The sequence below is a fragment of the Cyanobium sp. NIVA-CYA 375 genome (assembly GCF_056108345.1).
The window spans coordinates 1-605 of record NZ_JBSYHW010000383.1 but is presented as its reverse complement, the minus strand read 5'-3'; the positions used below and the strand labels follow the sequence as shown (position 1 = coordinate 605).

General features: G+C 64.8%; 1 protein-coding gene. It reads right to left on the bottom strand.

Annotated elements, in window-relative coordinates; genetic code table 11:
• A partial coding sequence (locus AC01FP_RS18705; protein WP_474482408.1) for a major capsid protein occupies positions 1-605 on the bottom strand: 605 nt, incomplete at both ends.

Sequence of the window (605 nt, the reverse complement as noted above, 5' to 3'; positions counted from 1 at the left end):
ACGTTGTAAAGCCGCGCAGCGGCCTTGCGGTTGCAGACGGCAAAGCCCACGTACCAATCCACCCGCGTGCGGAACACCGGTGCGTCATGCACCTCCCCGAAATCACGCACCGCAATGCCATACCTGCCCTCAAACGGACCCTGCAGGCCGCAGACCGCCGCATCACCCAGTACGCAGCAGTAGATCGAGGTGGTGCCTGCCGGTTCGTCGTAGCCGAGCACCGCATGGCCCTCAGCGTCCTCCTCCACCAGCAGGATTTCGATGCCCTCGAAATAGTGGCGGCCGTCGATCACCTCATACAGCTCACCGCCGGCCTGACGGGAGGCGGTGCTGATCTGACGGCGGGCGGCCTTGCTGGCGATCAGCACCTTGTCGCCGCCGTAGCCGATCACGCTGTCGCTCAATGCCTCAAGCGCCAGCAGGTTGAGGGTGCTGCCGCCGTTGTCGATTGTCTGCTCGTCTCCAGGTGCCAGGCGCTTGCTCAGCCCGTTGAAGGCCCGTGGATCAAAGGTGTCATCGCCATTGATGATCGCGGCCTCCAGCGTCAGGCGCATGGAGCGCACCTTCATCTCGGTCTGGGCAGCACGGGCCTCAGGGCCCTGCAG